18 protein-coding genes are annotated in these 25,838 nt (G+C 71.1%); 14 read left to right on the plus strand and 4 right to left on the minus strand.

Going from position 1 to position 25,838, the window contains the following annotated elements; translation table 11 throughout:
• Positions 1-39: 39 nt before the first annotated feature.
• Together ABD172_RS09110 and manA are read left to right on the plus strand one after the other, a co-directional pair.
• Positions 40-2,220 carry an N-acetylmuramoyl-L-alanine amidase gene (locus ABD172_RS09110; RefSeq protein ID WP_344308945.1) on the plus strand — a complete coding sequence of 727 codons (2,181 nt, stop codon included), beginning with the start codon at positions 40-42 and terminating at the stop codon, positions 2,218-2,220.
• 182 nt (positions 2,221-2,402) lie between these two features.
• On the plus strand, positions 2,403-3,626 hold the full coding sequence (manA, locus tag ABD172_RS09115) for a mannose-6-phosphate isomerase, class I (RefSeq protein ID WP_344308947.1): 1,224 nt from the start codon (positions 2,403-2,405) through the stop codon (positions 3,624-3,626).
• Positions 3,627-3,647: 21 nt separating this feature from the next.
• On the opposite strand, the gene ABD172_RS09120 is transcribed toward manA, so the two are convergent.
• From ABD172_RS09120 to ABD172_RS09130, 3 genes are read right to left on the minus strand one after another with little or no spacing between them, the layout of a single operon-like run.
• Entirely contained in the window at positions 3,648-4,307 is a 660-nt protein-coding gene (locus tag ABD172_RS09120) for a hypothetical protein (protein ID WP_344308948.1), read from the minus strand.
• Positions 4,307-5,428: a coenzyme F420-0:L-glutamate ligase gene (gene cofE, locus ABD172_RS09125; RefSeq protein WP_344308949.1), complete on the minus strand. Its 1,122-nt coding sequence runs from the start codon at positions 5,426-5,428 to the stop codon at positions 4,307-4,309. Before cofE ends, ABD172_RS09120 begins: the two co-directional genes overlap by 1 nt.
• Positions 5,425-6,216 carry a 2-phospho-L-lactate transferase CofD family protein gene (locus tag ABD172_RS09130; RefSeq protein WP_344308950.1) on the minus strand — a complete coding sequence of 264 codons (792 nt, stop codon included), beginning with the start codon at positions 6,214-6,216 and terminating at the stop codon, positions 5,425-5,427. Before ABD172_RS09130 ends, cofE begins: the two co-directional genes overlap by 4 nt.
• 649 nt (positions 6,217-6,865) lie before the next feature.
• Here ABD172_RS09130 and ABD172_RS09135 point away from each other — a divergent pair.
• Both ABD172_RS09135 and ABD172_RS09140 read left to right on the plus strand, forming a co-directional pair.
• Positions 6,866-7,093, plus strand: a complete 228-nt coding sequence (locus ABD172_RS09135) for a WhiB family transcriptional regulator (protein WP_344308979.1) — start codon at positions 6,866-6,868, stop codon at positions 7,091-7,093.
• Entirely contained in the window at positions 7,090-11,787 is a 4,698-nt protein-coding gene (locus tag ABD172_RS09140) for a DUF5719 family protein (protein ID WP_344308951.1), read from the plus strand. Before ABD172_RS09135 ends, ABD172_RS09140 begins: the two co-directional genes overlap by 4 nt.
• A 59-nt stretch (positions 11,788-11,846) precedes the next feature.
• On the opposite strand, the gene ABD172_RS09145 is transcribed toward ABD172_RS09140, so the two are convergent.
• The gene (locus ABD172_RS09145; protein WP_344308953.1) at positions 11,847-12,260 is read right to left on the minus strand and encodes a metallopeptidase family protein; all 414 of its coding nucleotides are present in this window, start codon (positions 12,258-12,260) and stop codon (positions 11,847-11,849) included.
• 50 nt (positions 12,261-12,310) lie between these two features.
• Between ABD172_RS09145 and ABD172_RS09150 the strand changes: the two genes are divergently transcribed.
• From ABD172_RS09150 to secA, 10 genes are all read left to right on the plus strand, one after another.
• A complete protein-coding gene (locus ABD172_RS09150) occupies positions 12,311-12,637 on the plus strand; it encodes a DUF3499 domain-containing protein (RefSeq protein WP_344308955.1) in 327 nt (108 codons plus the stop codon).
• Between the two features lies 1 nt (position 12,638).
• Entirely contained in the window at positions 12,639-14,147 is a 1,509-nt protein-coding gene (locus tag ABD172_RS09155) for a phosphohexomutase domain-containing protein (protein ID WP_344308957.1), read from the plus strand.
• 21 nt (positions 14,148-14,168) lie between these two features.
• Positions 14,169-15,674 (plus strand): adenosylhomocysteinase, encoded by a 1,506-nt coding sequence (ahcY, locus tag ABD172_RS09160; protein ID WP_344308958.1) that lies wholly within the window; start codon positions 14,169-14,171, stop codon positions 15,672-15,674.
• A 106-nt stretch (positions 15,675-15,780) separates the two neighbouring features.
• Entirely contained in the window at positions 15,781-16,461 is a 681-nt protein-coding gene (gene mtrA, locus ABD172_RS09165) for an MtrAB system response regulator MtrA (protein WP_344308960.1), read from the plus strand.
• A complete protein-coding gene (gene mtrB / locus ABD172_RS09170; protein WP_344308961.1) occupies positions 16,458-18,233 on the plus strand; it encodes an MtrAB system histidine kinase MtrB in 1,776 nt (591 codons plus the stop codon). Before mtrA ends, mtrB begins: the two co-directional genes overlap by 4 nt.
• Entirely contained in the window at positions 18,230-20,011 is a 1,782-nt protein-coding gene (locus ABD172_RS09175) for an LpqB family beta-propeller domain-containing protein (protein ID WP_344308963.1), read from the plus strand. The genes mtrB and ABD172_RS09175 overlap by 4 nt, the downstream gene beginning before the upstream one ends.
• Before the next feature lie 94 nt (positions 20,012-20,105).
• Positions 20,106-20,813: a ComF family protein gene (locus tag ABD172_RS09180; protein ID WP_344308965.1), complete on the plus strand. Its 708-nt coding sequence runs from the start codon at positions 20,106-20,108 to the stop codon at positions 20,811-20,813.
• Between the two features lie 163 nt (positions 20,814-20,976).
• Positions 20,977-21,648 (plus strand): ribosome hibernation-promoting factor, HPF/YfiA family, encoded by a 672-nt coding sequence (gene hpf, locus ABD172_RS09185; protein ID WP_344308967.1) that lies wholly within the window; start codon positions 20,977-20,979, stop codon positions 21,646-21,648.
• A 66-nt stretch (positions 21,649-21,714) separates the two neighbouring features.
• A complete protein-coding gene (locus tag ABD172_RS09190) occupies positions 21,715-22,971 on the plus strand; it encodes a winged helix-turn-helix domain-containing protein (RefSeq protein WP_344308969.1) in 1,257 nt (418 codons plus the stop codon).
• Positions 22,972-23,084: 113 nt separating this feature from the next.
• Positions 23,085-25,799 carry a preprotein translocase subunit SecA gene (gene secA, locus ABD172_RS09195; protein WP_344308971.1) on the plus strand — a complete coding sequence of 905 codons (2,715 nt, stop codon included), beginning with the start codon at positions 23,085-23,087 and terminating at the stop codon, positions 25,797-25,799.
• Positions 25,800-25,838: the final 39 nt, after the last annotated feature.

The raw sequence follows: 25,838 nt of genomic DNA on the forward strand, positions 1-25,838 counted from the left end.
GCCTTCATCTTCCCTGACTTCCCCCGAAGGGCTGAAACGATGCACACGTACATGCGTACTCTCGGGCTGCCCGCCCTGGCCACTTGCGCCGCAGCGGCGCTGCTGTCCGGTATCGGACTGGCACCGGCCGCGGCGAGCACCACGGTGACGCCGAAGATCTCCGAACACTCGCTCTCGGTGAGCGAGGACGGACTGCTCGAGCCCGGCGCTCGCAGTTCCTCCGCCGCGACGGCCACCGTGACGACCCGCAGCCACACGACGAACCTCCCGAACGTCTTCAAGGCAGAGGGCACCTTCGATGCCGCGGGTCCGCTCACGGCTCTCGGCACCTACTCGGGCGACTCCGCCACCGAGGCCGTCGGAGTCGTGCAGAACGTGAGCACGTCCGATGACGCTCGGGGCGACTCCGCGGAGGCGGAGAAGGATTCCGGCGCACCGGTCCCGGACATGAGTGCCGGCGTCAAGGACAAGACCGAGGACGGCATCACGATCTCCGCGATCACCGATGTGCTCGACGTGCCGGACACCCGCTCGTCCGTCGTCGGTATCACCTACGAGGGTGCGACCGACGTCGCGTTCGAGGTCCGGACGAAGAGCGACGGCGAGTGGTCGCCGTGGACCGACCTCGACCGCGAGGACGGGGAGGGCGGGGTCGACGGCACCGAGCCCTTCGTCGTCAACGGTGCGACCGATGTGCAGCTGCGGGTCCTCGGTTCCGCGGCCCCGGCGAAGGCGAAGCTCCTCGTCATCGACCCGAAGCGTTCGAGTGCGGACGACGCGGCAGTGGCCGCGAACGCGCCGGTCCTCGCCCCGACGACCTCGATCGAGACGACCGAGGAGGTCCCGACCGACGAGGACATCTCCGACGAGGACCTCGAGAAGGCGAAGACTGCGGGCGAACACGAGAGCAGCCCGAAGGTCGAAGGCGCCGAGGCGCCGGCCGGCTCCTCCGCGGACGCGGCCTCCGAGGGCACGACGACCGAGGCCGCTGAGGCTCCCGGTGGGGTCGCCGCCGCCGACGGCACGACTCCGGCGGCGAACGCCGCGACGGTGAACTACGTGCCCGGCTCGGCCACGGTGCAGAACACCTCCGTGGAGGAGGTGCCGATGCCCGACATCGGCTCGCGCGCCTCGTGGGGTGCCGACGAGAGCCTGCGCGGTTCGCCGTCGTACGCCTCCCGCACCGACGCCGCGGTCATCCACCACACCGCCGGCTCGAACAGCTACTCGGCGACCGACGTGCCCGGTATCCTGCGCGGCATCTACAGCTACCACACCCAGGGACGCGGCTGGAGCGACGTGGGCTACAACGTGCTCGCGGACAAGTACGGCCGCCTCTGGGAGGGCCGGGCCGGCGGTCTCGACAAGAACGTCATCGGCGCACACGTCGCGAACTACAACTCCGGCACCTTCGGTGTGTCCGTCATGGGCAGCTACGACTCCTCGGCCCCGCCGCAGGAGACCCTCGACGCCGTCGCCCACGTCATCGCGTGGAAGCTCTCCCTCAACGGGGTGTCCGCGAAGGACTGGACGACCGTGAACGGCAAGAAGATCCGCACGGTGTCCGCGCACCGCGACATCGGTGCGACGACGTGCCCGGGTGATGCGTTCTACGCGAAGATGGACGCGATCCGCGACGCCGTCTCCACCATGCAGGACACCGGGATCGCCGCGGGGGCCCCGCAGACGATGCTGCAGAAGTCCTACATGGCGCTCGGCACCGACCTCGGCAAGGCCTACGGCAACGAGTTCGAGAGCGGCTCCGGGTACGCCCAGGTGTTCCAGAACGGCCTCGTGTTCTACCGCCACGACCTCGGCGCGGTCGTCGTCCGCGGCGGCATCCTCGGTCGGTACCAGGGCGCGATGCGCGAGATCCTCGGCTTCCCGATCTCGCAGGAGATCACCGGGCTGAAGGACGGCGGGGTCGTGCAGAAGTTCGAGAAGGGCACCATGCACTGGTCGCCGAACACGGACGCGTACTACACGAGCGGCGGCCTCCAGAACTACTGGGGTTCGAAGGGCTACGAGAAGGGCCACCTCGGGTACCCGACCTCGGACCCCGAGTGCAACGAGGCCGGTGACCGCTGCGAACAGACCTTCGAGGGCGCGCGCCTCGTGTGGGCGAACGGCCGCGGCGTCACCGAGTTCTCCCTCACCGGCGAGATCGGTGCCGGCGCGACGGACCTCGGCGCCGCCGGCGCGAAGGACCTCGGGAAGTAACACCCGACACCACTGACCTGCCCACGTGCAGTTCGGGATCATGTCCGCACAGGGACCTCCTGTGCGGACAGGGGAAGTGATCCGGACCTGCCCGTGGGCACAGTGGCGTCCGGACCCGGCGTTCCGTGCGCGCGCGTTCCCTGCGCACCGGCGTCGCCGGAGGACGATTAGACTCGCCTTCCGTGGAGATTCTCGAGAACACGGTCCGTGATTACGCCTGGGGCAGCCCGACCGGCATCCCCGAGATCCTCGGTGTCGAACCCGACGGCAGGCCCTGGGCCGAGCTGTGGATCGGCGCCCACACCGACTCCCCGTCGCTCCTGCCCGGTGGACGTCGTCTGGACGATCACCTGCGCGCACATCCCGAGGCGCTCGGCAGATCGTCCGTCGACCGTTACGGTGACCGCCTGCCGTTCCTCCTCAAGATCCTCAGTGCCGGCGCCGCTCTCTCGATCCAGGCCCACCCCACCCTTTCCCGGGCACGGGAGGGTTTCGCGGAGGAGGAGGCGGCGGGCGTCCCGGTCGACGCCCCGCACCGCAATTACAAGGACGCGTGGCACAAGCCCGAACTCATCCACGCACTCACGCCCTTCACCGCACTCTGCGGTTACCGTCCGATCGCGGCGGTCCGCGCGACGGTCGCCCGGTTGAGCGCCGCCGTCGACGCTGCCGGTGGCTCCGAACGGGAGTCCGATTTCGCGCTCCTGCGGGAGTGGGACGCCGCTCTCGCCCTCCCGGGGGAGGACCGGGCGCTCGCGGCGGCGACCGCCCTCCTCCTCGGTACCGAGGGATACGGCGGACTCACGGCCCGCCTCGCCGCCCTCGACCTGCCCGAGGCGCCCGCCACCGACCCCTCGCGCGCCGGCTCCGACGCCGACCCGGTCGCGACCCTCCGGCTTCTCGAGGCCGACTTCCCTGCCGATCCGGGCGCGCTCGTCGGAGTCATGCTCGGCCGGGTCACGCTGCTGCCGGGCCAGTCCCTCGCCCTCGACGCCGGCGTGCCGCACGCGTACCTCCGCGGCCTCGGGGTCGAGATCATGGCGTCCTCGGACAATGTGCTCCGCGGCGGACTCACGCCCAAGCACATCGACCTCGAGGAACTCGACCGGGTGCTCGTCCACGAGGTCTCCGCGCCGGAGCTCGTGACCCCGGACGCGGACGGGGTCGTGCGGGGAGCGACCGAGGACTTCGCGCTCCAGCGCATCGACGAGGCCACGGACCGCCCGGTCCACCGGAGCGGCGCCGCGGTCATCCTGTGCACCGCCGGTGCCTTCACGGTGCGCAGCGGCGAGGCGGAGGTCCCGCTCACGAGCGGCACGAGTGTGTTCGTCGGTGCGGACGAACCGCAGCCGGTCGTGAGCGGCTCCGGTCAGCTCTTCGTCGCCTCGACCGGGCTGCCGCAGTAGGAGCGGGGCTCCGCCGACGTATCAGGGGGTGCGGAGCACGAGTTCGCCCGTGAGGAGCGCGCTGAGGAGCGCCTCCCACGCGGCGACGTCGCCGGGCACCCCGGACGGTGTGTGGGCGGTGTGTCCGGCACCCGGTGCCCCGCCCACGGACGGGATCGCGACCACGAGCGCGCTGCCGGCCACGTGGACCCGGCCGGACCGGTGTGCGGCGACGGCCGCGACGTCCGGATGGGTACGGACGGTGGAGAGGTAGTCGAGGCAGCCCTGCGGCGCCCGGGCCGAGAGCGCAAGACCCGGCAGCGCGGAGACGAGGACCTCCTCCGCCGAGGCGGTCACCCCGGGCAGCTCCGCGCCCTCCTCGGGTGCTTCGGGCAGGAACGCGATCCACTCGTCCTCCGGCTCCGCGTCGTCCGCCCCGAGCACGTGGACCTCGGCGCCGAGCGCCCAGGCGGCCAGGAGCGCGGCGAGTGCGCGCCAGTGGAGGTTCTCGGCGCCGACGATCCCGAGCGCCCGGCCACCGGCGTCCACCGGCCCGACCTCGAGCTCGCCGAGCAGGCCGACGGACTTGAAGATCCAGTTCGCGAGCACGGGACCGGTGAGTTCGAGCCGTTCGGGGCCCGGCCCCTCCTGGACGAGGACGGGCAGCCGGCGCGTGCCGAGGGCGTGGACGAAGGACTGCATCACAGCTCCAGTTCGATCGAGACGTCGGCGCCGAGCGGGATCCCGGTGTCGGCCCAGTGGTAACGCACGCTCGCGCGCAGGTCCTCCGCGAAGAGCGCGGTGTGGATCCGGTCGACGAGCGCGCCGAGCCCGACGGCCGCCTCGACGAGCGGATGACCACCGGCGGTCGAGGCACCGGGGACGGCCGTGGGGGAGAGGGTGATCCGGGCACCGGATCCTTCGATGCGCAGACGCCAGTGGTCCTGGCCGGGCGTGCGTCCGTCACCGGCGCGGACGACGTGGAGAACGCGTTCGACGCGGGTGAGGAGGTCGTCGCCGGCGTCGCCGTGCGGCGCCGGACGGACCTCGCCGCTCGCCCCGAGGCCGCGGTGGATCGCCTCGACGTGGCCCCAGCGGAACCAGTCCTCCTCGACCGGGCGGGAGAGCGTCCGCGCCCCGGCGGCCGAGGCGTCGACGAACTCGGCGACCCCGCGCACCACCGCGACGGGCAGGCCTTCCGCGGAACCCTTCACGAGGTCGGCCGCGGCGGCGACCTCGTCGGCGATGCCGCGCACGGTCACCGACTGCGTGCGGCCCTCGTCGTCGGGCTCACCGCGCCGGGAGTCGAGGACCCGGAAGCCGCTCGCACCGATGACGAGGTCGCTCACTCCCTGCCGCCACGGGCGGGACGAGGTGTCGGTGAGGAGCACGGCGAGGGACGTACGGAAGTAGTCCTCGAGGCCCTGTCGCAGTGCGGCGGCGGAGGCATCGGGGTCGGCGGGGTGGAGGATCACGCGCCCACCGGCGTTCGAGCGGTCGAGGCCGGCTGCGGCCTGGACGGTCCCGGCGGCGGTGCGGACGACCTTCGTCGTGAGCCGGGACCCGGCGCGGCCGTAGGTCCGGGCCGCGACCGTGCCCCGGGAATGGGCGTCGACGAGGGCTTCGAAGGCGGCCCGGTCGGGCGCCTCGGCGAGAGCTCCTTCGGCCTTCGCGACGATCTTCGACGCGATGACGAGGACGTCCCCGGGTTTGAGGGCGAGCCGGTCGCGGTCGATCGCGAAGGCGATCTCGCGGACGAGATCGGTGCCCGGGGTGATGCGCGGGATGCCCGTCACCGCGATCGCGGTGAGGAGACCGGTCACTTGGGGGAGTCCCAGACGGTGAGGCCGACCGCCGGACGGACGGGACGGAGGTTCGCGAGCGTCTCCTCGACGTCCTCGATCTCCGTCGCCGCGAGGCGTTCCCTCACCTGCGGCGACAGGAACTTCGCGCCGATCGTGAACTTCCGGGCCTGCGAACCGGTGAGGGCCTCCATCATGCCCGGGAGGTCGAACGCCGGGAGGGCGTCGAAGGTCGCGTACTGGTCCGCGTAGACGATGACCGCGTCCGCCCGGCGGATCGCGGCGAGCACACCGGGTGCGGCCTTCGCGTTCTCGAAGTTCGACCGGGCGATGCGGACGACGTCGGAGACCGGGTGCTCGAGGAACCGGCGGGCGGGCCAGGCCTCCTCGTGGCCATCGACCCGCACGACGACGAAGGTCTCGACGGCGTCGTCGGAGAGGGGGAGAAGGGTGTACCCGAGGTCGAACCGCGAGGACATCGCCTTCGTCACCTGCGACAGCGGGTAGCCGAGACCGAGGAGGCGCGTGCGGAGGACGGCGGCCGCGAGGGTCCGCTCGGTCATCGAGAACCACTCGGCGTCGACGTGGTAGTCGCGCAGTTCGCTCACCGCACCGCCCTCGAGCGGCATGCTCGGCGGCAGGTAGCAGGCATCGATGTCGGGGCAGAAGCGCAGCCCGTGGACCGTGACGTCCGTGAGCGTCGAGGCGATGATCGTGAGCTCGGCATCGGGGATCGCACCGGCTGCCGCCCGGACGTCGGCGAGAACGCTCGTGGAGCTGTCGGTCAGAGGCAGTACGGTGATCTTCATTCCCCCAGTTTCGCAAACTTCTGCTCCCTGCGCGTGCACGACCACAGTGCGTGCCCCATGATCCGCGGTGCCGTGCTGTGGGGCCGCGTCGGGCCCGCGCCCGGGGGATCGGAACGGGAGTGGAGGCGGTGTGGGGACGGTGCCCGGGCGGAAATCCGCCGAGGAATATTGCCCTGCGCGACACGGTGGGCGTGTCGCCCACAATTTGTGTCGTAACCGAATCGTGATCACCACATCTTGTGGTCCGCCATCCGGAGCATGGGAACATGTGTTCCAATACGTTCGGAGCGGTGCGCCCGGACGACCCCGATCCGGCGCAGGGCGGCTTGACGAACCCCGGACTACACCCATGTAATTCTTCCAGGCAGTGATATCGGGACCCGATGTCACGAGGAAGGGGAGAACGGTGTCGGAAGCACGGATGTACGCCGAGGAGTGGCTCGAGAAGGCCGCGCCGGGAGTCACCTCGCGAGCGGCCGAGGACTGGTTCGTCGACCCCACGCGGCGGGATCCCGGATTCGTTCCGGACCCCTTGTCGCTCGACCCCACCGACCTCGGGCCCGTCCCCTCGTGGACGCCCGAACAGCGCACCGGCGACTCCGCCGCCGTCTCCCCGCTCTCGGTCCTCTTCGGACTCGAGTCCGACGGAGTGCTCGGCTGGCAGGACCAGGCTCTGTGTGCCCAGACCGATCCGGAGGCCTTCTTCCCCGAGAAGGGCGGCTCCACCCGCGAGGCCAAGAAGGTCTGTGCCTCGTGCGAGGTGCGGTCCGAGTGCCTCGACTACGCACTGCAGAACGACGAACGCTTCGGTATCTGGGGCGGACTCTCCGAACGTGAGCGCCGCAGGCTCAAGGCCGAGATGAAGCGAGCTGTGTGAGCTTCGAGGTCGTCACAGTCGTCGACGTCGGTGACACCCCCGCCGACACCCGATGGCTGACCCGCCTGCGCGAACGTTTCACCGAGGTCTCGACCTTCGTCGTCACCTCGCCCGGCGGTACGCTCCCGGGTTCCCTCGATCCGCGCGACCTGCGGTCACACCCCGCGATCGACACCGCCCAGTTCGTCTGGTTCCTCTCACCCTCGATCGATCCCGAACCCGGGAGTCTCCCGGCGCTCATCGAGGCCCTCAACTCCTCCGAGTCCCTCGGTGCCGTCGGGCCGAAGCTCGTGCGCGAGGGGACCCGGGAGGTCGTGTCCGCCGGCGTCACGACGACCGTGGCCGGCCACCGACTCAACCCCGCCGCACCCCGCGAGATCGACTCCGGCCAGTACGACCGGACCGAGGACGTCCTCGCCCTCGACGTCCCGGGACTCCTCGTCGACGGTGACCTCGTGCGGCGCCTCGGCCCCCCGTCCCCGGCGCTCGCCGAGGCGTACCGCGGGATCGAGTACAGCCGCCGGATCCGCGGGGCCGGCAGGCGCGTCCAGTTGTGCCACACCGCGACCGCCACCGTCGCCGCCGGGGCGTTCACCGACCTCGGGACCTCGGAACGGCCGATCGCCTCGGCCCGCCAGCTGCGCGAGGAACACCGGTACCGACTCGCGGTGAGCCCACGTTCCCGCCTCGGCTGGACCCTCGTGCTCCTCGTCCTCGCCGGACTCCGCGACACCCTCGGTCATCTGCTGGCGAACGACCCCGTCCGCGCCTGGTGGACGGTCCGGGGGCTTCTCGCCCTCGGTGCGGACGCGCGGGCCACGCGCCGTCTGCGCGGCACCCCGAGCGGTGCCGACCCGGACGTCGGACTCTTCGCGAGCGACCGGGAGATGTCGGTCGTGCGGCGCGGACTGCGCGAGCCCGACCCCCTCACGTACTCCGCCGGGGACCCCACCGATCTCGACGAGGTGTTCTCCGGGGACACCGAGGGCGACGTCGCCGGCTTCGCCCACATCCGCGCGCGCTCGCGCAGTGTGTTCCTCCACCCGCTCACGGGAGTGCTCGCGGCCCTGTCCCTCGCCTCGGTGCTCCTCTTCGCCCGGCTCATCGGACCCGGCGCCCTCACCGGCGGCGCGCTGCCGCGTTACGACCTCGGATTCGGGGACCTGTGGCAGCGCATCCTCGTGCCCTACTCGAGTGCGGGCCTGGGCGCGCAGGCCGCCGCGGACCCGCTGCTCACCGTGGTCGGTGTACTCGCGGTGCCCACCCTCGGCAATGCGGACCTCGCCCTGCGGATCCTGTGGATCCTCGCCCTCCCGCTCGCCGGCCTCGTCATGTACGCATGCGCCGGACGGGTCGCGCCCGCGCAGGGGCCGCGTGCGGTCCTCGCCCTCGTGTGGGCGTGTTCGCCCGCCTTCGTCTTCGCCCTCCAGACCGGCCGCCTCGGCACTCTCGTCGCGTGGATCGCGGCACCCGCGGCCGCCTGGGCGCTCGACCGGGCCGTCCGGGGTCGGGAACCCGGCACGCCCGGTACGTTCGAGAGCGCCGGAACCGCCGAGGCGCCCGGTCGACCCGGCGGCCGCGGCACCGCCTCGTCCGCCGCCGGGGCCGGGCTCGCCCTCGCACTCGTCCTCGCCGGGGCACCGTTCCTCGTGCTCCCGGTCCTCGGGTTCCTGCTCGTGCTCCTCGTGCTCGTGCGGCGGATGCCCCTCTTGTGGGTCCTCGCTGCGCCCCTCGGTCTCCTCGGCCCGTGGCTGGGCGGCGTCGCCCGCGATCTCGACGCGTTCCTCGCGAGCCCGGGCGCGGTGTTCGACTACGCGACGCCGCGGTCCTACGAGCTCGCCCTCGGCTTCCCCACCCACCCCGCGGACCTCGCGATCACGGAGTTCCTGCCCGAGTTCCTCCGCCCGTGGTTGCTCCTCGTCGCGGCGCTTCCGCTCGTGGCCGCGGGTGCCCTCGCCCTCATGCGGATCGGCAATTCGCTCGGTCTGCTCATCGTCTCCGCCGTGCTCTACTGCGCGGGCCTCGGCCTCGGCATCGTCCAGTCGGCCCTCGAGGGCGGGCTCACCGCCGATCGGCTTGTCGCCTCGTGGGTCGGCGATTCCGTCGTCCTCATGGCCCTCGGTGCCTGTGGACTCGCGGCCGCCGCGCTGTGGCCACGCCCGGAGGAGAGGAAGGGGCGCCTCCAGGGTGCATTCCTCTTCGTCCTCGTGCCGGGAGCGGCGCTCCTCGTCCTCGGTGTCTTCGTCACCCAGGTGTTCCTCGCGGGGATGCCCCTCGGCCGCGATTCCCGTGACGTCCTGCCGGCCTTCGCTGCCGAACGCGCGAGCGGCCCGTGGCAGCAGCGCACCCTCGTGCTCTCGGAGTCCGACGGGGAGCTCACCGGTGCACTCGCGGACACCGGTTCGGGGACGGTCCTCCACACCTCGACGCTCTCCGAGGCGCGGGACATCGGCGGAGGGCCCTTCTCCCGTCGCCCCGAACCCATCGACGCCGCGGACACCGCCCTCGCGACCGCGATCGGCCGCCTCACCTCCGGGGACGGCAATGACGCACGCGACGCACTGCGGGACCTCGCGGTCGGTTTCGTCGTCGTCGAGGGGTCGACCGACGGCCCCGGGGACCCGGCTGCGCTCGACCCCGTCGCGACAGCGGTGAACGGGGACGCACGCGGCGACTCCGACCTCGTGCGGATCGTCGGGGTCTCGCCCGGACTCACGCGCCTCGGTGACACGGACCGGGGCAGCCTCTGGCAGGTGACGCCGCCGGAGGGCACCGCCCCGATCTCCTGGGCGTCCCTCGTCGCGCCCGACGGGACAGTCACCGCCGTCGACCCGGCGGAGGGGATCCCGGCCGGGGAGGAGGACCGGGTGCTCGTGCTCGCCGAACGCGAGGGGCTCGCCGAGGTCCGCCTCGACGGACTGCCGCTTGAGGCGCTCGGCGAGGCGGACGGTTCCGTCGCGAGCGCTTCGGGGGAATGGCGGACCGTCCTCGCGGTGCCGGCGGCCGGTGGCGACCTCACGATCTCACGCGCGGTGCCGTGGTACACGGCCGCCGCCGCACTCGGCCTCGGCCTGCTGCTCGTCACCGTCCTCGTCGCGATCCCCTTCGGTCGGCACCGCCGACCGGCGCTCGCGCCCGCGGAGGACGTCCGTCCCGACACGCTCGCGCTGCCCGTCGTCGCCGAGGCGCCCGAGGCCCCGCAGACCGGGCTCGTCCCGACGGTGATCGGCTTCGTCCGGCGGCCCGACGGCGCCCGGTCGATCGTCACCTTCACGGGGATCGCGATCCCCGGCATCCTCATCGCCACGACCGGATTCCTCACCCCGCTCGCCGGTGGTTCCGTCGCCCGGGCCGCGGAACAGATCCGGCTCCCGGCCGCCCGGACGACCTCGGTGTGCCCGGGGCCCTTCCAGGTCGCGGCGGACGCCGAGGGGACGGACTCCGCATTCACGACCGATCCGGTTCCGGCGGCGACGGTGCAGAACGTCACGGCGGTGACGAGCGCCCCGGACGGTTCGCGCAGTGCGGCAGGTGTCCGTTCGGAACTGCTGAACGGTCAGGAGCTCTACACCGTCGGTGCCTCGAGCGGCTTCGTCTCCGGCGACGACGACGTCATCGGACCGGTGCGTGTGAGCGGTCTGCCGGAGGGTGAGAGCCCCGCGCTCGTCTCCGCGGTGCAGACCGTCCGGGCCGGGGAGGGCGACTTCACCGGCCTCGCGACGCTCGAGTGCGTCCGTCCGTCGACCCGGGCGGACTTCACGACCGCTCGCACCGTCGTCGGAACGGATTCGCGACTGCTGTTGGCGAATCCCTCGCAGGCGCCGGTGACCGCACATCTCGCGCTCTCCGGACCCACCGGCCCGGTGCCCGTTCTCGGCGAGGGCTCCGTGAGCATTCCCGCCGGGGAACAGCGCGTCGTCGTCCTCGCGGGCCTCGCATCCGCACAGGACGTGCTCGGGGTCCACGTCGAGGCCGAGGGCGGGCTCCTGTCCGCCGTCCTCCAGCAGACCCGCCGCGACGGGCTGACCCCGCAGGGGATCGAGTACGCGGTTCCGAGTGCGGAGGCCTCGAGTCGCACTCTCGTCCCCGTCGCGGGGACCGGGGAGGCCACCCTCCATGTGACGAACCCTCTCCCGCACGCGGTCGACGTGGGTGTCGAGTACCTCGCGGAGAGCGGTCCGGTCGGCCTCGCCGCGGATTCCGTGTCCGTTCCGGCCGGTGCGACGACGACCCTCGGCCTCGGCGAGGTGCCGGTCGGGACGGCCGTCGTCGAGGCACCCGACGCGATCCGGGCGGACGTGGCGCTCGTGCGCGCCGGGGACGAGGGGCGGGCGGACGTCGCGCACCTGGCCTCGGCCGAACGCCTGCGTGCCCAGCAGCTCCTGTCACTCCCGCGGAACGCGGACCTGACGTTCGTGTTCTCGCCCGGCAACGGCACCGTGAACGTCACCGGGTTGCGGGAGGACGGCTCGGCGATCGGCTCCTCCCAGGTCTCCGTCTCCGCGGACCGGTCGACGGTCCTCCGCCCGCGCGAGGTGTTCGGTGAGGACGTGTTCGGGCTCGTCCTCGAGACCGGTCAGGGCTCCACGGTGTACGCCGGTGGGTTCGTCGAGGCCGCGGAGGGCGTGAGCGGACTGTCCGTCCCCCCGGCGCCCGTCGGTGTCGGCTACCGGTCGATCCGCCTCGAGCGCTGAGCGGCCGGACCGGGCGTCCGGGCACTCGGGCGACCGGGGTGGTCCGGGACCGGGCCCGCTCAGGGCAGCAGGTCCTCGATGTCCCGCCCGAGCAGGAGTGCCGCCTGTTCCGCGATGACCTCGCCGAGGAGGTCCCGCAGGTCCGCGAGGGAGGTCGCCCGGGTGACGAGCGGCATCCGATGGACGACGATCGTCGCGGGCCGCTCGGGGGACGCGGGGTAGACGCGGCCGAGTTCGACGGTGCCGAGCGAATCGAGTGCGGACGCGAGCGGTGCGGTGTCGACCGCGAGGACCACCCCGGCGAGTTCCTCGGGTGCCCGGCGGCGGACCCGGTCCATGACGTCACCGGCGATCCGGGCGAAACGCTCGGAGCGGGTGCGGGCGGCGGGAACGGGCGCCCGGAAGAGTTCGGAGCGGAGCCGGCGGCCGTGCCGATCACGGGACCGCGGGCGGGTGCGGCGGGGGGAGGACATGCCCGCAAGTCTAGGACGCACGTGTACTAGACTCTCCGTCTGTGCCCGGGATGAGACTGTGTTCCAAGACGAACTGCGCGAACAGCGCCGCGTGGACGCTCACCTATGTGCATGCGGACGCGACGATCGTCATCGGTCCGCTCGCCACCCGCGCCGAACCCGGGGCACACGATCTGTGCTCGTACCACTCCGAACGCCTCACTCCGCCGCAGGGCTGGCACCTCATCCGCCTCGGCAGCGGGGAGTCCGCTCCCGAACGCAGTCGCGACGACCTCCTCGCGATCGCGGATGCGGTGCGCGAGGCCGCCCGCCCGGTCCCCGAACCCGCCGGCCGCACACACGGTCACCTGCGCGTCATCGGCGAACCGGAGGACTGACGTGGCAGCCGGCCCCACCGGACCCACCTCCACCGCCGCTTCCGGGCGTTCCGCACGCCTCGGGAGGGCACTCGGATCCTACGATCTGCGCGGACGGATCGGGACGGACCTCGACGCGGACCTCCTCTTCGCTCTCGGCTGGGGCGCCGCACGTGCCTTCCTCTCCGCCGGCCCCGCCGCCCGGGACGCCCTCGTCATCGGTCACGACATGCGTCCGGACTCCCCGCTCTTCGCCCGGCTCCTCGCCGCCGGGGCCCGCTCCGCCGGGGCCACCCCGGTGCTCCTCGGGCACGTGTCGACCGACCAGCTGTACTTCGCCTCGGGCGACCGCGACCTCCCCGGCCTCATGGTGACGGCGAGCCACAACCCGGCCGACTGGAACGGGGTGAAGATCTGCGGTCCCGGTGCCGCGGGACTCTCCCGGGCCGACGGCCTCGGTGACCCGGCCACCGCCACCGCCGAGGCGCCCCGGCCACCGGCAGACCACCTCGCCTCCCGCGCCGCGGCGGAGCGCGTCGACGAGCCCGCCGCCCGGGCCGTCGCGACGGGATTCGCCCGCCGGATCCGCGCGCTCACCGCGCTCGACGCGCTGCCGCCGGACACCCCGATCCACGTCGTCGCCGACGCCGGCAACGGCATGGCCGGGAAGATCCTGCCCGAGGTGTTCGGCACTGCTGCCGGCCTCGACGCCGTTCCGATCGACCTCACCGGTCTCTACCTCGAGCTCGACGGCTCGTTCCCCCACCACGAGGCCAACCCGCTCGTGCCCGCGAACCTCGAGGACGCCCGGCGCGCGGTCACGGAGCACGGGGCTGATCTCGGACTCGTGTTCGACGGGGACGCCGACCGCTGCTTCGTCATCGACGAGACCGGTGCCGCGACCTCCGCCTCCGCGATCGGGGCCCTCGTCGCCCGTCGGGAGATCGCCCGGGCCCGGGAGAACGGTGAGGAGGTACCGGTCGTGCTCCACAACCTCATCACCTCACGGGCGGTGCCCGAGGTCGTCGCCGCCGCCGGGGGACGGCCCGTGCGTACCCCGGTCGGGCACTCGCGGATCAAACAGCTCATGCGCAGCGAGCACGCGGTCTTCGCGTGCGAGCACTCCGCGCACTTCTACTTCCGTGACTTCTTCGGTGCGGACTCCGGGATCCTCGCCGCGAGCCACGTGATCTCCGCCCTCGCGCAGGCCCGGCGGTCGGACCCGCGGGCGACGGTCTCCTCCCTCCTCGCGGATCTCAGCCCGTACGCCGCTTCGGGGGAACTCAACTCCTCGGTGCCGGACACCTCGGCCGTCCTCGCCCGGTTCGAGGCCGCCGCGCGGGCGGGGGAGTTCGGCGACGGGGTCGTCGACACCCTCGACGGCGTCATGCTCACCGGCCCCGACTCCTGGGTGAACGTGCGGGCCTCGAACACCGAACCGCTCGTCCGCGTCAACGTCGAGTCCCCCGACAGGGAACGGACCGACGCGCTCGCGTCACGTGTGTTGCAGCTCGTGCGGGATGCCGGATGAGGGCCGTCTAGACTGCGGTCCATGACACTCCCCACCCCCTCCTTCTCCACGGACCTGCCGTACCGCGTCGCCGACCTCGCGCTCGCGGAGGCCGGTCGTCACCAGATCCGCCTCGCCGAACGCGAGATGCCCGGGCTCATGGCCCTCCGCGAGGAGTACGCCGGGCGGGCCCCGCTCGCCGGTGCCCGGATCGCCGGTTCCCTCCACATGACCGTGCAGACGGCCGTCCTCATCGAGACCCTCGTCGACCTCGGCGCCGAGGTCCGGTGGGCCTCGTGCAACATCTTCTCCACCCAGGACGAGGCCGCGGCCGCCGTCGTCGTCGGTTCCGGTACCCCCGAGGACCCGCAGGGCGTCCCCGTGTACGCGTGGAAGGGGGAGAGTCTCGAGGAGTACTGGTGGTGCACCGACATGATCTTCCGGTTCCCCGCCGGGGCGGACTCCGTCGCGGGTCCGAACCTCGTGCTCGACGACGGCGGGGACGCGACGATGTTGCTCCTCGAGGGAGCCGCGGCGGAGGCCGCCGGGGGAGTGACCCCCGCCGGTGCGGACGATCCCGCGGAGAAGCACGTCTTCGTGGCCCGGGTCGCGGCGTCGCTCGTGGAGGACCCCACCCGGTTCACCCGGATCCTCCCGGGCATGCTCGGGGTGTCCGAGGAGACCACGACGGGAGTCAACCGCCTCTACCGCCTCGCGGAGGAGGGACGCCTGCCGTTCCCCGCGATCAACGTGAACGACTCGGTGACGAAGTCGAAGTTCGACAACCGCTACGGCATCCGCCACTCGCTGCCCGACGGGCTCAACCGGGCGACCGACGTGCTCATCGGCGGCAAGGTCGCCGTCGTCGTCGGGTACGGGGACGTCGGCAAGGGCGCGGCGGAGTCCCTCCGGGGGCAGGGGGCGCGGGTGCAGATCGTCGAGATCGACCCGATCTGTGCTCTCCAGGCGGCGATGGACGGGTACGAGGTCGTGCGCCTGCCCGAGGCCGCACCCCACGCCGACTTCGTCATCACGACCACCGGCAACACCCGGGTGGTCCCCGTCGAGGTCCTCCAGGTGCTCAAGCCGGGAGCGGTCGTCGGCAACGTCGGACACTTCGACGACGAGATCGACCTCGCCGGCCTGCAGAAGCTCCCCGACACCCGGATCACGGAGATCAAGCCCCAGGTCCACGAATGGACGGTGGGCGTGCCGGCGGAGTCGGCATCCCGCCTCGGCCGCACGGAGACCTCCTTCATCGTGCTCTCCGAGGGCCGCCTCCTCAACCTCGGCAATGCGACCGGGCACCCCTCGTTCGTCATGAGTGCCTCGTTCACCAACCAGGTGATGGCGCAGATCGAGCTGTTCGCCCGGCACGCGGACTACACCCCCGGGGTGCACCGGCTCGCGAAGGCCCTCGACGAGAAGGTCGCCCGCCTCCACCTGCCGGCGCTCGGCGCGCAGCTGAGCGAGCTCACGAAGGAGCAGGCCGAGTACATCGGTGTCGACGTCGCGGGGCCCTTCAAGCCCGAGCACTACCGGTACTGAGCACTCCCGCGCCGGCCGCCCTCCCAGCCCGCTCGTTGCCGTTCCGTGACACGCCCCACAGCGCGTACGGATTCGACAGGGGCGGCCGGTGCGCGACAATAAGCACATGAACGCTCGGATCTTGGTCGTCGACGACGACACGGCATTGGCGGAAATGATCGGCATCGTCCTCAAGAGCGAGGGCTTCGAACCGCATTTCTGCGCCACCGGGTCGGGAGCGGTCGACGCCTTCCACCAGGTCCGCCCCGACCTCGTCCTCCTCGACCTCATGCTGCCGGGCAAGGACGGGCTCGAGGTGTGCCGGGAGATCCGGCTCGAGTCCGGCACCCCGATCATCATGCTCACCGCGAAGTCGGACACTGTCGACGTCGTCCTCGGCCTCGAGTCCGGCGCCGACGACTACGTGCCGAAGCCCTTCAAGCCGAAGGAGCTCATCGCCCGGATCCGCGCCCGCCTGCGGATGTCCGAGCCCTCGCAGCCGGAGATCCTCCAGGTCGCGGACGTGACGATCGACGTCGCCGGGCACTCGGTGACGAAGGGCGGACAGCCGGTCTCGCTCACCCCGCTCGAGTTCGATCTCCTCGTCGCGCTCGCGCGCAAGCCCTGGCAGGTGTTCTCGCGGGAGACCCTCCTCGAGGAGGTCTGGGGCTACAGCCATGCGGCGGACACGCGCCTCGTGAACGTCCACGTCCAGCGCCTGCGCTCGAAGATCGAACGCGACCCGGAGAAGCCGGAGATCGTCGTCACGGTCCGCGGAGTGGGGTACAAAGCGGGTCAGGCCGCGTGAACCCACGCGGACTCCCCGAGTGGATCCGCGCCGGGCGGCAACGTCTCGCACGGCTCTACCGCTCGGTGGTGCGGGCGTTCATGCGCTCGCTCCAGATGCGTATCGTCGCGCTCACCGTCATCCTCACGACGGTCGCGATCCTCGGGGTCGGCACCTATGTGTCCCAGCAGATCGCGCGGGGCCTCTACGAGTCGAAGCGGGACGCACTCTCCCAGCAGGTCGTCACCTACGCCGGTGAGCTGCAGTCGCTCTCCTACTCGGAGGACGAGGACACGCTCACGGAGACCCTCAACGCGCAGGTACGGAGTATGCTCACCCGCTCGTCGATCGACCTGCGGTCCATTTCCCTCGAACCGCTCGACGAGGGCACCGGCATGCAGCCGATGTCCGCGGTGATGAGCGGCGAGGAGACGATCTCGGTGGCCTCCCTGCCCGAGGTGTTCCGCACCGCCGTCGCCGACTCCGGCTCCGACGCCCAGGTCCACCAGTCCGTCACGCTCCCCGGCGACGACCGCGCCCCCGGCATCGTCATGGCGCAGACCGTGTCCGTGCCCTCCGGCGGCGAGTTCGCGCTCTACGTCGTCGCGGACCTCGCCGAGGACCGTCAGACCCTCGAGTTCGTGCAACGCGCCCTCGTCGTCGCCGCGATCGTCCTCGTCGTCCTCGTCGGTGCGGTCGCCTGGGTCGTCACCCGCCTCGTCGTCGTCCCCGTCCGCACGGGCGCCCAGGTGGCCCGCGAGATCGCCGACGGCAATCTCGACCAGCGCATGCCGGTGCACGGACGCGACGAGATCGCGACCCTCGCCCAGAGCTTCAACGACATGGCGGCGACCCTCCAGGACCAGATCACCCGCATGGAGCAGATCACGGTCCTCCAGCGGCAGTTCGTCTCCGATGTCTCCCACGAGCTCCGGACGCCGCTCACCACCATCAACGTCGCCTCGGACATGCTCTACGAGTCCCGGGACGACTTCGACGAGGTGACGAAACGCAGCGCCGAACTCCTCAAATCGCAGGTCGAACGCTTCGAGGCGCTCCTCAACGACCTCCTCGAGATCTCCCGCTACGACGCCGGTGCCGCACAGCTCGTCACCAAGCCCGTCGACATGGGGGAGATCGTCACCGGGGTGCTCGAGAACCTCACCGTCATCGCCGCGGAGATGGACACCGAGATCGTCCTCCACGCCCCGTCCTCCCCGGTCATGGCGGAGGTCGACTCGGTGCGCATCACCCGGATCGTCCGCAACCTCGTCGTCAACGCGATCGAGCACGGCGAGGGCAATCGCATCGACGTGTTCGTCGCCGCGAACGCGGAGGTCGCCGCGGTGAGCGTCCGCGACCACGGCGTCGGGATGGACGAGGAACAGGTCGAGCACGTGTTCGACCGGTTCTGGCGCGCCGACCCCTCGCGCCGTCGGACCCTCGGCGGTTCCGGTCTGGGCCTCGCGATCTCCCTCGAGGACGCGCACCTCCACCACGGGTGGCTCCAGGCCTGGGGGCGCCTCGGGGACGGTGCGTGCTTCCGCCTCACGGTGCCACGCCGGGAGGGCCGTGCCATCACGTCCTCCCCGCTGCCCCTGCCGCCGGCCGACGCCGTCATCCGCGGCACCGAACTCGTCGCCGGCCCCAGCACCTCGGACGGCACCGTCCGGATCCAGACCGGGAGCATCCCGCTCGTCGTCGAGGCCGAGGCGCTCGCCGCCGAGGACTCCGACTTCCGTCCGGAGAACCCCGACCCCGGCACCACCGGCGGACAGGAGGAACGCGCATGACCCGCCGTACCCACAGCCCGGCCGGACGTCGTTCCCGCCCGCGCGGCCTCGCGCCGGTGGCGGGCGCGCTCGCCGCGGTCGTGCTCGTCTCCGGGTGCGCCTCGATCCCCTCGGGCGGGGGAGTCGGGGTCATCCCGCTCGACGACACGGACTCCGCGGTGCAGTCGCAGATCGACGCGGAGGGCCCGGCCGAGGGCGACGGTCCGGACGAGATCGTCCGTGGTTTCCTCGCCGCCGGGTCCGGGTACGCCGACGACTTCGAGGTCGCGCGCTCGTTCCTCACCGAGGACTTCTCGACGGAATGGAACCCCTTCGCGAACGTCACGGTCCTCACCCCGGGCACGAACTTCGACGGGATGACCGCCGAGGTGACGACGGACCAGCAGACGGTGTCCTTCTCGGTGCCCGTCCAGGCGGTCCTCGACGACCGCCGCATCATGCGCGAGGCGAACCCGGGTGCGATGTCCGACCTCGAGTTCACCCTCCGACAGGTCAACGGGGAATGGCGGATCGCGCACGCCCCGCAGGGCATCGTGCTGTCCTCGGCGAACTTCTCGACGCTCTTCCAGGCGTACCCGCTCTTCTTCTACACCCCCGACTACACGGCACTCGTCCCGGACACCCGGTGGTTCGTCCGGTCCCCGGCGACCGCGTCGGAGGTCATGACCGAGTACCTGCGCGGACCCGCCGACTACCTCTCGGGTGCCGTCGCCTCGGCGATCCCCGAGGGCACCCAGCTCGACCCGCGTTCGGTGACGGTCGCGGAGGGGCAGGCCCAGGTCGGTCTCTCGCAGCAGATCGAGGACCTCGATCCCGTCACCCTCGAACGGGCGATCGACCAGATCACGGCGACGCTGGGCGAGGTCGGTGCGATCACCTCGGTCCAGGTGTCCGGCCCCTCCGGCACGCTCGTCCCCGGGGCGAACCTCGATCCGACGGGGGTCGGGATGAAGGACGCCCGGCCGGTGGCGCTGTCCGAGAACGCGATCGTGCGGATCTCCGGCACCACGGTCGAGGCCGTGCCGGGGCTCGACGCCCCCGTCGAGGGCGCGAGCGACCCCGCGGTGTCCGATGCGCAGATCCACGACTTCGGGTCCGGCACGGTGTACGCGTACCTGTCCGGCGACGGGAGGGAACTGCGCCGGCAGATCCTCGGGACGCAGGCCCAGGGCGGCACGGGCGGCGCAGCCGTCGTGGCGGAGGGAGAGGATCTCGTCGCTCCGAGTGTCGACCGGTTCGGGCTCGTCTGGACGGGGGAGCGGACGTCCGACGGACGGATCCGCACGATCTCCGCCGCCGGTACGGAGACCGGCCTCAATGCCGAGTTCCTCGACGGCCGGACCGTCGCCCGGCTCGCGGTGTCCCGGGACGGTACCCGGCTCGCGGTGCTGAGCACGGGGGAGGACGACGCCCCGCGGATCGACGTCGTCGGGATCCTGCGCAACGTCGACGGTCACCCCACGGGTCTCGCCTCGAGTGCCCCGCTCGCGGTCGGGACGACGTTCCGGTCGATCACCGATTTCTCCTGGGCCGGCCCCGATCAGCTCGTCGTGCTCGGTGCCCGGGAGGCCGGCGGTTCTCCCCAGCCGTACGTCCAGCACCTCCCCGGCCTCCTCGACTCCCTCGGGTCGATCGACGGCAGCTCGAGCATCACCGCGGCCGAGGACCTGCGGTCGGTGCGCGCCGGTACCGAGAGCGGTGACCTCTTCACCTACGGCGGCGGCTCGTGGCAGAAGGTCGTGGGCGCGGCGGTGTTCGACGTGTCGTACCCCGGCTGACCCCGCCACGCACCGGAGGTCACAGCCGACCTCCTCCGGTCACATTCCTCGGCTCGTTCTGGTGCCCGCCCGCCGCGTCGGTGACCCTGGATCCATGGGTGACCTCCTCGACCTCCTCGTGCCCCGCCGTTGCGCCGGCTGCGGGACCGAGTCCGTGAGTCTCTGCGCGCACTGCCTCACCGAGCTCGCGGTGCCCGTTCACGGCACCGTGCCGCGGTTCGGCACCGTCCCGGTCGTCGCCGCCGGGGAGTACGAAGGGGTCCTGCGTGAGCTCCTCGTGGGGTTCAAGGAGCGGGGCCGTCACGATCTCGCCCCCGTCCTGGGGCTCCTCCTCGCCCGGGCCGTGACCGGAGCGCTCCTGTCCCTGCCCGGGGCGCCCCGTCCGCCCGTCCACCTCGTTCCGGTGCCGAGCACCCGGGGTGCCCGGCGGCGCCGGGGAGCCGACCACGTCCTCGTCCTCGCGACGGAGGCCGCGCGGATCCTCCGGGCGGACGGGCTGCCCACACACCCGGCACCGGTGCTGGCGGTGCGGGCGCACCGGGACCAGGTCGGGTTCGGATCGCACGGTCGCAGGCGCAATGTCGCAGGTACGCACCGGCTCGATCCGCGGGCCGGGCGCCGGGCGCTCGCCGGCCTTCTCACCGGGACCGTCGTCCTCGTCGACGACATCTGTACGACCGGCGCGACCCTAGCTGAAAGCGCGCGCGTTCTCCGGGGGTACCGCATCCCGACACCGGGTGTCGCAACTGTCGGAACGACCCCGGGCGGTCCTCGCTTCGAACCGCTCGAGGGTGTTAAATGAAGGTACTCGCCAAACCGACGAGAGCGGAGGGTCATCCGATCCGACGTTCCCCGCACGAGGCCCGGATCCCGGGCAGCCGACGGGGAGCACCGGCAGGAACCGACCCCCGTGGGTGGGACCCTCCGTATACCACGGCAGTAACGCCCGAGTGCTAGGAGCGAAAATGGACACCGTCGTCAAGGGTCGCAATCAGACCATCTCCGACAGCTTCCGTTCGCACATTGAGGACAAGGTCGCGAAGGTCGAGCAGTTCGCCTCGCGTGCCGTGCGGGTCGAGGTCCAGGTGACCAACGACCCCCACGTCAAGGATCCGGAGAACTCCGAACGAGTGGAGATCACGGTCATCGGAAAGGGACGCGTCCTCCGGGCCGAGGCCCACGCCTCGGACAAGTACGCAGCACTCGATCTCGCATGGGCGAAGCTCCTCGAACGGCTGCGGCGGGCACGTGACCGCCAGAAGACCAGCCGTCAGGGTCGCCACCGGAACGAGTCCACTGCCGAGGTCCTTGCGAAGCTGGCCCCCGCGGAGACGATCCAGGAAGCCGCGATCGACGCGGAGCCGGAGATCGTCGTCGAGGAGGAGGCCGCTGCTGATCCCACCGGTGGTCGGATCAGGGCCGAGGGCGATTCCCCCGTGGTCCTGCGCGAGAAGAACTTCCCCGCCACCCCGATCGGGATCGAGGAAGCCCTCAACCGCATGGAGATGGTCGGTCACGACTTCTACCTCTACATCGACGAGGAGTCCGGCAAGCCGTCCGTGGTCTACCGCCGCAAGGGTTGGAGCTACGGCGTCATCGCCCTCGACAAGGACCTCGACGACGCGACAGCGAAATGACGAAGCACAACGGCGTACGGTGAACACCCGGTTCGTGGGAACACGGACGATGAATACACTGACCGGGTGAGAACACTGACTCAGGAGGCGGCCGGGCGTATCGCCCTGGCCGCCTCCGGCTTTTCCGCTCCCCGTCCGGCCGCCCCGAACGCCGGCCACCTGCGCCGGACCTTCGAACGCCTCGGGCTCGTGCAGATCGATTCGGTCGCCCGCGTCGTCCGGTCCCACTACCTGCCGTTCTTCTCCCGGCTCGGTCCCTACGACCGGGCGACCCTCGACCGGCTCTTCCACCGCGCTCCCCGGATGGGTGTCGAGTACTGGGTCCACGAGGCGGCCTACGCCCCGCCGAGCACGATCGCCCTCCTCGACGGCCGGCGGGCACGCTGGGCGAAGTACGGCTACGGTCACACCGACCCGGAGACGGGGGAGGGCTTCCGGGCGCTCATGCACGCGCTCGTGGACGAACTCGCGGTAGGTCCCGCCACCGCCCGTGAACTCGAGGCCCGGGTCGACCACGACATCCCCGAACGCGACCACCGGCACTGGGGCTGGAACCCGAGCCGCGTGAAATCCGCCCTCGAGGCGCTGTTCCGGTCCGGCCGTATCTCCGTCGCCGCCCGGAACGCCCACTTCGAGAAGGTGTTCGCGCTGCCCGAGCACGTCCACCCGGACCTGCCGCGGGTACCGGAGTTCTCCTTCGAGGTCCCGGACCCGAAGGCGCCCGGGGCACCGCGGGACGACGTCCTCGCACTCGTGCGCCGCGCCTCGGTGGCACTCGGGATCGGACGGTACGACTGTTTCGCCGACTACTACCGGCTGCCGCTCACCCCCGTGAAACGGGCGGTCGAATCGCTCGTCGCCGCCGGTGAGCTCGAACCGGTCGAGGTCGCCCGGGATCGGGCGTTCCTCCGCGCCGGTACCCGGGTACCGCGGAAGGTGGAGGCGACCGCGCTGCTCGCGCCCTTCGACCCGCTCGTATTCAACCGGAAACGGATCGCGTGGCTGTTCGACTTCGACTACCGGATCGAGATCTACACGCCGGCACACAAGCGGGTGTACGGGTACTACGTGCTGCCGTTCCTCCACGGGGACCGGCTCGTGGGCCGGGTGGACCTCGCGGCGGACCGGAAGGCGGAAGTCCTCCGGGTCCACGGGGTGTACTGGGAACCCGGCCGGTACCATCCGGTGGCGCTGGGCGAGGAACTCGAACGGATGCGCGTCTGGCTCGGGTTGGCACGCACCGTGGTGTCCGGGGGTCTGCCGGACGAGGTGGCCCGGGCACGGCCGGAGCCGCCGGGGGAGGAACCGGCACCCGGAACGTGAACCGCGGGTGAACGCCTCGTCCGAATCGCTCGGGAGGAGACGCGGAGCACCTCGCGTTAAGCTATGGGGCGGACGTCGGGGATCGTCGTCCGTTGTCGCCGTCAAGGAGAATCGTGGCCAACTTCCTGGAAAAGCTGTTGAGGACCGGTGAGGGGCGGACGCTCAAGAAGCTCCGGAACTACACCCAGGCGATCAACGCCCTGTCCGACGAATTCGAGAGGATGTCGGACACCGAACTCCGCGAGGAGACGGGGCGCTTCCGGAAGGCCTACGAGGACGGCAAGAGCCTCGACGCGCTGCTGCCCGAGGCCTTCGCCGCGGTCCGTGAGGCCTCCTCCCGCACACTCGGGATGCGCCACTTCGACGTGCAGCTCATGGGCGGTGCGGCACTCCACCTCGGCAACATCGCGGAGATGAAGACCGGTGAGGGCAAGACCCTCGTCGCGACGCTGCCCGCGTACCTCAACGCGATCTCCGGCAAGGGTGTCCACGTCGTCACGGTGAATGACTACCTCGCGAAGTACCAGTCGGACCTCATGGGGCGCGTCTTCCGCTTCCTCGGCATGGAGACCGGCTGCATCCTCGCGAACATGCGTCCGGACGAACGCCGCAAGCAGTACGCGGCGGACATCACCTACGGCACGAACAACGAGTTCGGCTTCGACTACCTCCGCGACAACATGGCGTGGACGTCCGAGGAGATGGTCCAGCGCGGCCACAACTTCGCGATCGTCGACGAGGTCGACTCGATCCTCATCGACGAGGCGCGCACCCCGCTCATTATCTCCGGGCCCGCCGACGGTGACAGCAACCGCTGGTACGGCGAGTTCGCGACCGTCGTCAAGCGCCTGCGGGTCGACCGCGACTACGAGGTCGACGAGAAGAAGCGCACCATCGGCATCCTCGAGGCCGGCATCGACAAGGTCGAGAACTACCTCGGGATCTCGAACCTCTACGACTCCGACAACACCCCGCTCATCAGCTTCCTCAACAATGCGATCCGCGCGAAGGAACTGTTCAAGCGCGACAAGGACTACGTCGTGCTCGACGGCGAGGTGCTCATCGTCGACGAACACACCGGCCGCATCCTCAAGGGCCGCCGGTACAACGAGGGTCTCCACCAGGCGATCGAGGCCAAGGAGGGCGTCGAGGTCAAGCCGGAGAACCAGACCCTCGCGACGATCACGCTGCAGAACTACTTCCGTCTCTACGACACCCTCTCGGGCATGACCGGTACCGCGGAGACCGAGGCCGCCGAGTTCATGTCGACGTACAAGCTCGGGGTCGTCCCGATCCCGACGAACAAGTCGATGCAGCGCATCGACCAGCCGGATTTCGTCTACAAGAACGAGAAGGCGAAGTTCGACGCGGTCGTCGAGGACATCGTCGAGCGTCATCGGACGGGGCAGCCGGTCCTCGTCGGCACGACGAGCGTCGAGAAGAGCGAGTACCTCTCGAAACAGCTCTCCCGCAAGGGCGTGCGCCATGAGGTCCTCAACGCGAAGAACCACGCCCGTGAGGCATCGATCATCGCGCTCGCTGGTCGGAAGGGCGCCGTCACCGTGGCCACGAACATGGCCGGCCGCGGTACCGACATCATGCTCGGCGGCAACGCCGAGCACATCGCGGTCGCGCAGATGGCCGAACGCGGACTCGACCCGGTCGAGCACTCCGAGGAGTACGAGAAGGTGTGGCCGGAGGTCCTCGCAGCCGCGGAGAAGCGCGTGCACGAGGAGGGCGACGAGGTCCGTGAGCTCGGCGGACTGTACGTCCTCGGTACCGAGCGTCACGAGTCCCGCCGGATCGACAACCAGCTGCGCGGTCGTTCGGGACGTCAGGGCGATCCGGGCGAGTCCCGGTTCTACCTCTCACTCACGGACGACCTCATGCGCCTGTTCGGGTCCGGTGCGGCCGAACGCATCATGGCGACCGCGAACGTCCCCGACGACGTACCGCTCGAGTCGAAGATGGTCTCCCGCGCGATCCTCTCGGCCCAGACCCAGATCGAGCAGCGCAATGCCGAACAGCGCAAGAACGTCCTCAAGTACGACGACGTCCTCAACCGGCAGCGCACCGTCATCTACTCCGAACGCAAGCGGGTCCTCGACGGGGCGGACCTCACCGAGCAGGTGCAGCTGTTCCGTGACGACGTGCTCGAGGCGTACGTGCGGGGTGCGACGCAGGGTTCCTCGGACAGCTGGGACCTCGATGGGCTCTTCACCGCCCTGTCCGATCTCTACACCCCGTCGATCACGGCGGAGGACCTCATCGAGGACGCCGGTGGGATCCAGCACCTCACCCGCGAGAAGGTGCTGGCGGAGATCCGGGCGGACGCGGACCTCGCGTACGACAAGCGCGAGCAACAGCTCGGTGAGGAGGCGATGCGCGAACTCGAACGCCGGGTCGTCCTCTCCGTCATCGACAAGCGGTGGCGCGAGCACCTCTACGAGATGGACTACCTCAAGAACGGCATCGGACTGCGGGCGATGGCCCAGCGCGATCCGCTCGTCGAGTACCAGCGCGAGGGCTTCGTCATGTTCACGACGATGCAGGAGGGCATCAAGGAGGACGTCGTTCGCCTCACGAACAAGCTCGAGGTGAAGGTCCGCGTCGATCCGGGTGCGGACGCCGAGGACCCGAGCGACGACAAGGTCGAGGTCGACGCGGCCGAACTCCGCCCGCGCACCCCGAAGCTCAGCCTCTCCGCACCCTCGGACTCCGGTGGGGTCGAGGTCCGTTCGGAGAACGGTCCCGCCCAGTCCGCCGGCGGCACCGGGGGCACCGGGAACGCCGTGCCGAAGAACCGGGCACAGCGCCGCCGCGGCTGAACCGCGACATCACCACAACACCCGAGGCGCCGCGTGGGC

The organism is Brevibacterium samyangense (assembly GCF_039529845.1).
GTDB lineage: Bacteria > Actinomycetota > Actinomycetes > Actinomycetales > Brevibacteriaceae > Brevibacterium > Brevibacterium samyangense.

What these genes read in the sequence shown, in the direction of transcription:
- ABD172_RS09110 (WP_344308945.1), top strand. Translation starts at nt 40, where the DNA reads ATGCACACGTACATGCGTACTCTCGGGCTGCCCGCCCTGGCCACTTGC.
- ABD172_RS09120 (WP_344308948.1), bottom strand. Translation starts at nt 4,307, where the DNA reads ATGCAGTCCTTCGTCCACGCCCTCGGCACGCGCCGGCTGCCCGTCCTC.
- ABD172_RS09130 (WP_344308950.1), bottom strand. Translation starts at nt 6,216, where the DNA reads ATGAAGATCACCGTACTGCCTCTGACCGACAGCTCCACGAGCGTTCTC.
- ABD172_RS09145 (WP_344308953.1), bottom strand. Translation starts at nt 12,260, where the DNA reads ATGTCCTCCCCCCGCCGCACCCGCCCGCGGTCCCGTGATCGGCACGGC.
- ABD172_RS09150 (WP_344308955.1), top strand. Translation starts at nt 12,311, where the DNA reads ATGAGACTGTGTTCCAAGACGAACTGCGCGAACAGCGCCGCGTGGACG.
- ahcY (WP_344308958.1), top strand. Translation starts at nt 14,169, where the DNA reads ATGACACTCCCCACCCCCTCCTTCTCCACGGACCTGCCGTACCGCGTC.
- mtrA (WP_344308960.1), top strand. Translation starts at nt 15,781, where the DNA reads ATGAACGCTCGGATCTTGGTCGTCGACGACGACACGGCATTGGCGGAA.
- ABD172_RS09175 (WP_344308963.1), top strand. Translation starts at nt 18,230, where the DNA reads ATGACCCGCCGTACCCACAGCCCGGCCGGACGTCGTTCCCGCCCGCGC.
- ABD172_RS09180 (WP_344308965.1), top strand. Translation starts at nt 20,106, where the DNA reads ATGGGTGACCTCCTCGACCTCCTCGTGCCCCGCCGTTGCGCCGGCTGC.
- hpf (WP_344308967.1), top strand. Translation starts at nt 20,977, where the DNA reads ATGGACACCGTCGTCAAGGGTCGCAATCAGACCATCTCCGACAGCTTC.